Here is a 5563-nt window from a genome sequence, read left to right on the forward strand (position 1 = left end):
TACTGCGTGCCTTCGGCGTACCAGGTGCGGAATTCCGAATAGTTCGGCATTTCCTCCGAGTTCGCCGCCGGGTCGATGGGCACGTGGATCACGGTGCAGCCGCCGCGTGCATAGGCCCGCTCGATGGCGGGGCCGATGTCGGCGGCCTTCTCGACATACTCGCCCGCTGCGCCGAAGCCCTCGGCGATCTTGTCGAAACGGACCTTGTCGGACCAGTGGACGCCGGTTTCCTTGGTGCCGTGGCCGAAGGTGCGCTTGTAGACGCCCACTTCGAGACCCCACTGGAAATCGACGCCGACGACGATCACCAGCGGCAGGTTCTTGCGCACCGCCACTTCCAGCTCACCGACGTGGAACAGGAACGAGCTGTCCGAAGTCAGCAGCATGCCGGGGCGTACCTTGCCGGTGGCGGCCTGGTCGGCGAGCATGGCGCCGGTCGCGTAAGGCAGGCCGGTGCCGATGTGGCCGTAGTTCTGGTTCCAGATCACGTCATGCGGCTTGGCCTGCGAGTAGGTCCACTGGAAGATCACCGTGGCGCCGCCGTCGCGGATCAGGATGCCGTCCTTGGGGAAGGCCTTGGTCGCTTCGGTGACGAACTGGCTGGTGTGCATCTTGGCGGTGGAGCCGTCGGACTTGGAGCCTGCGTCCTCGGCCAGTTCCTCCAGCTGCTGCGCGTCGCGCTGGATATATTCGGAGAGCGAGGGCGAAGCGCTGCGGCCGCCGAGCGCCTTCAGGGCGCGCGAAAGCTGCGGCACAACGGCGCGCACGTCGCCGACCAGCGGCACGTCGATCGGGCGGTTGACGCCGATCGCGGTGGGGTCCTGCTGGACGTAGATCCACTTGCGGTTGGCCTCGTTGTCGACCCAGTGGCGCCAGCGGCCGTAGTGGCTCGGCTCGCCCAGTTCGGTGGCGAGCGCAACGCAGCAGTCGCTTTCGACCACGGCGTCGATCGAGGCTTCGGAGAAACCATAAGGGAAAGTGCGGTCCTCAAGCCCTTCGATGAACGAGGTGCCGCCCGAGGTCTGGATCACCGGGCACTGCATCAGTTCGGCCAGTTCGCGCACCGCCGCGCCCGACTTCGAGGTGTGGACGCCGTGGCCGACGAGCAGCACCGGGTTCTTGGCGTTCTTGATGATCTCGGCCGCTTCGGCGATCCGGTCGCCGTCGGCGCCCTGGTCGGTCAGGCGATAGCGGTGCGGCGGCAGCACCGGCGGCAGGTCGAGTTCTTCCAGGATGATGTGCGCAGGGAACTCGATGTAGGCCGGACCGGGGGTGCCCGACAGGGCGACGCGGATCGCCTCGCGGACGATCTCGTCGGTCTGGTCGGCATATTCGATGGAACTGGAGAACTTCACCGAATCCTCGATCATCGGCTCCTGCCGCACGAACTGGATGCGGCCCCGGCGCACGCGGCGCTCGGTGATGCGGGCGCGCTGGCCGCCCATCACGATGATCGGATCGTTCTCGACCTTGGCGCACTGGATCGCCGGCATCAGGTTGGCCATGCCCGGCCCGAGCGTGCCGATGCACAGCGCCGGCTTGCCGGTGATACGCGCGGCGGCAGCGGCCATGTGGCCTGCGGACGCCTCGTGGTGCGGCGACACGACGGTCCAGCCGCGCGTTTCCGCTTCGAGGAAGAGGTGCACGAAGTTGGGATCGGGAATGCCGAACAGGGTGCGGATGCCCTCGGCCTCGAACAGGTCGAGGATGCGCTTGAAGACGGGCGTGCCCTTCTTCTTCGCACCGGCCGGAGCCTCGGGGGCGAGCGTGTCAGCCGCAGGCTGGTCGTCGTACATCGTGAGTGCCTTTCTTCTCGATCCGCTTGGGTCACGCTCTGGGGCGCTTTGAACAGTTGGTTAGCGTAAGGTTCCTAATGCTGTCAGGTGAAATCAACAGGGGTGTTCACTGCGACTCGCCTGCTATCGCCGGGGCGACGCTCGAAGCGACTTTTGTGAGCAGTTCGGAGTTGTCCTGACCGAGCGTAGGAGCGGGGCCGCGCACTTTGCCGGGGGTCTTCGAGAACCACGTCGGCACGCCGGGGAATCGCACCGGGCCTTGCGGCGTTTCCACCTCCTCGAAGAAGCCGATGGCATTGAGGTGTTCGTTGTCGAACAGCTCGTCAGTCGATTGCGGCCGGGCGCAGGGGATATGCAGCGCCTGCAGGGTATCGAGCCATTCCTGCGTGGTCCGGGTAAGGAACGTCTCGCCGAGCAGGCCGTAGACGCGGCCGATCTGCTTCGCGCGCTGGGCGAGGGTGGCGAACTCCTCGCTGGCCCAGGGCGGATTCACGGCGGCGACGAAAGCGTTCCAGTGCTTGTCGTTGTAGATGAGTGCGGCGACGTGGCCGTCCTTCGTTTTATACGGCCGCCGGTTGGGCTCGACTGCGCGGTGGTAGTGCGCAGGCGTCGTCGGCGGGGCAAACATCGCGCCGTTGGCATGCTCGACCAGCATGAACGAGGACATCGCCTCGAACATCGTGACTTCGACTTCCTGCCCCTCGCCGGTCCGTTCGCGGTGAAACAGCGCCATCATCGTCGCGTAGAGCGCGTGGAGGCCCGCCACTTTGTCGGCCATGATCGTGGCGACATAGCCGGGCTCGCCGTTCATCAGCCCCTGCACATGGGGGATGCCGCACTCGGCCTGAATGGTGTCGTCGTAGGCGGGCTTGTCGGCCTCGGGCCCCCGGCGCGAATAACCGTAGCAGTTGGTGTAGACGATGTCGGGCCGGATCGCGCGGACCGACTCGTAATCGAAGCCGAGCCTGGCGATCGCCTTGCCGCGCATCGAGTGGATGAAGACGTCGGCGGTGGCGATCAGGCGGCGCAGCGATTCGCGGTCTTCCTCTTGCCGAAGGTCGAGCATGACCCCGCGCTTGCCCCGGTTCACGTTGACATAGATGCCGCCCATGCCGGGTACGGGGCCGGTGGTGATCCAGCGGGTATTGTCGCCCTCGGGCGGCTCCACCTTGATCACTTCGGCGCCCATGTCGGCCATGATCTGCGTGGCGTAGGGTCCGAACACCACGCTGGTCAGGTCGATCACCCTGAGCCCCGCCAGAGGGCCGTTAGGTGCCGTTATGGTATCGTTGAGTGCCATTGTGTCGATCTCCCGCGAGACTTGTATATCTATACGCATTACCGTTCAACGTACGCATATCGGAACAATCAGTTGTCTCGGCGGCGCGGCGCTGCTAGCCTTCTCGCAACGGTAAAATGGGCAAGAGGGCCGGAAAAGCGTGGATTTCTCCCTGAATCAGGACCAGCAGGACATTCGCGAAGCGGTCCTGAAGCACTGCTCGCAGTTCCCGGACGAGTACTGGCTCGAAAAGGATCGCTCTGGCGAATTCCCCTTCGAGTTCCACAAGTCGATGGCCGAGGCCGGCTGGCTCGGCGTCGCCATGCCCGAGGCGGTCGGCGGCGCGGGCCTCGGCATCACCGAGGCGGCGGTGATGATGCAGGCGGTGGCGGAAAGCGGTGGCGGGATGACGGCGGCCTCGGCGATTCACGGGCCGGTGTTCGGGCTTGAGCCGGTCACCCTGTTCGGCACCGAAGAACAGCAAAAGCGCATGATTCCGCCGATCCTGTCGGGCGAGGAGAAGATGTGCTTCGCGGTGACCGAGCCCAACACCGGCCTCGACACCACCAGCCTCAAGACCCGCGCCGAGAAGGTGCCGGGCGGCTACAAGGTCAATGGCGAGAAGATCTGGATCACCAACGCTCACGTCGCCGACCGCATGCTCCTCATCGCCCGCACCACGCCGCTGGAAGAGGTCAAAAAGAAGACCGAGGGGCTGACGCTATTCTATTGCAGGATAGACAGAAAATCGGTCGAGCACCGCCTGATCCCGAAGATGGGGCGGCATGCGGTGGGCTCGAACATGCTGTTCATCACCGACCTCTTCATTCCCGAGGAGGACCGCATCGGCGCGGAAGGGCAGGGGTTCAAGATCCTCCTGCAGGGACTCAATCCCGAGCGCGTCCTGCTGGGCGCCGAGGCCACCGGGCTGGGGCGCGTGGCGATAAAGAAGGCGTCCAAATATGCGCAGGAGCGCGTGGTTTTCGGCCGTCCGATCGGCCAGAATCAGGGCATCCAGCACCCGCTCGCCAAGGCCTGGATGCAGGTGGAAGCCGCCAGCCTCATGGTGTTCAAGGCCGCGACCCTGTTCGACAAGGGCCTCGAATGCGGGACCGAGGCGAACGCCGCCAAATACCTCGCCGCCGAGGCCGGTTACGAGGCGTGCCAGACTGCGGTGATGTCGATGGGCGGCATGGGCTACGCGCAGGAATACCACGTCGAGCGCTACCTGCGGGAAGTCATGATTCCGCGCATCGCTCCGGTGAGCCCACACCAGATCATGAACTACATCGCCGAGAGGGTTTTGGAACTGCCGAGAAGCTATTGAGCGTTACCGTCGTCGTCCCGGACTTGATCCGGGACCGGTGGCTGTCTTTAGATAAGGCCCCATCGGCAAGGCGCCCCGGCGCAAGCAAGGCTGGCCCCGGCCAGCGGTCCTGGCCTTCGCCGGGATGACGAATTTGGAGAGACGATGACTTTGGTTCACACCCCCGCCACCGCCCGTTCCTGGCTGTTCGCGCCAGGCGACAGCGAGCGCAAGATGACCAAGGCAATGGAAGGCGAGGCCGACATCGTCCTGATCGACCTTGAAGACGCCGTCGCCCCTGACGCCAAGGCCGCCGCGCGTCCGCTGGTGCATGACTTCATCAAGGCCAACCCCGAGCAGCGCGCGCGCCTGTGGGTGCGGATCAACCCCTTCGACGGGCCGCACACGCTGGCGGACCTCGCGGCGGTGATGCCCGCGCATCCCGGCGGCATCATGCTGCCCAAGGTCTACGGCCGGGCGGATGTGGAGAAGCTGGACCACTGCCTCTCAGCGCTGGAAGTGGCGAACGGGATCGAGGAAGGCTCCACCCCCGTCATCGTCCTCATCACCGAGACGGCCGAGGCGATGTTCCACACCGGCAGCTACAAGGGCGCCCCGCGCGTGGTGGCGCTGACCTGGGGCGCGGAGGACCTTGCGGATTCGATCGGCGCCTCGTCCAACCGCAACGATGATGGTTCCTATTCCTTCACCTACGAACTGGCGCGCAGCCTGACGGTGCTTGGTGCGGCGACGGCCGGGGTCACCGCGATCGAGACGATCAGCGCCGACTTCCGCGACCTCGAAGCCCTGAGAGCCCGCGCCGAGAAGGTCCGCCGCGACGGCTTCAGGGGCATGATGGCGATCCACCCGGCACAGGTGCCCGTCATCAACGCGGCTTTCACCCCCACCGAGGCCGAGATCGCCGAAGCGCAGGAGATCGTCGATGTCTTCGCCGCCAACCCCGGCGTCGGCGCGATCGGCTGGAAGGGTGGCATGCTCGACAGGCCCTATCTTGCCCGCGCCGAGCGGCTGCTGCGGCAGGCGGGTAAGCCGTGAGCATGTATCGTCGTCGTCCCGGACTTGATCCGGGACCGCTGGCCACGAACAGCCCAGAGCCCAGCAGGGCGTCTTGCCGAGAAGGTCCGGCCAAAGATCGCCACCGGTCCCGGATCAAGTCCGGGA

Annotated in this window: 4 protein-coding genes; 2 read left to right on the top strand and 2 right to left on the bottom strand. The window is 65.6% G+C overall.

What is annotated here, in order from left to right; all coding sequences use genetic code 11:
- Positions 1–1796 (bottom strand): thiamine pyrophosphate-binding protein (locus ACYPYD_RS16545; protein ID WP_202902853.1); only part of this gene is annotated, 1796 nt, incomplete at its 3' end.
- A 106-nt stretch (positions 1797–1902) separates the two neighbouring features.
- Positions 1903–3096 carry a CaiB/BaiF CoA transferase family protein gene (locus ACYPYD_RS16550; protein ID WP_008828009.1) on the bottom strand — a complete coding sequence of 398 codons (1194 nt, stop codon included), beginning with the start codon at positions 3094–3096 and terminating at the stop codon, positions 1903–1905.
- A 139-nt stretch (positions 3097–3235) separates the two neighbouring features.
- Between ACYPYD_RS16550 and ACYPYD_RS16555 the strand changes: the two genes are divergently transcribed.
- On the top strand, positions 3236–4402 hold the full coding sequence (locus ACYPYD_RS16555) for an acyl-CoA dehydrogenase family protein (RefSeq protein ID WP_008828008.1): 1167 nt from the start codon (positions 3236–3238) through the stop codon (positions 4400–4402).
- Between the two features lie 144 nt (positions 4403–4546).
- The gene (locus ACYPYD_RS16560) at positions 4547–5437 is read left to right on the top strand and encodes an HpcH/HpaI aldolase/citrate lyase family protein (RefSeq protein WP_459664254.1); all 891 of its coding nucleotides are present in this window, start codon (positions 4547–4549) and stop codon (positions 5435–5437) included.
- Positions 5438–5563: the final 126 nt, after the last annotated feature.

It is taken from the genome of Novosphingobium sp. 11B (assembly GCF_054589055.1).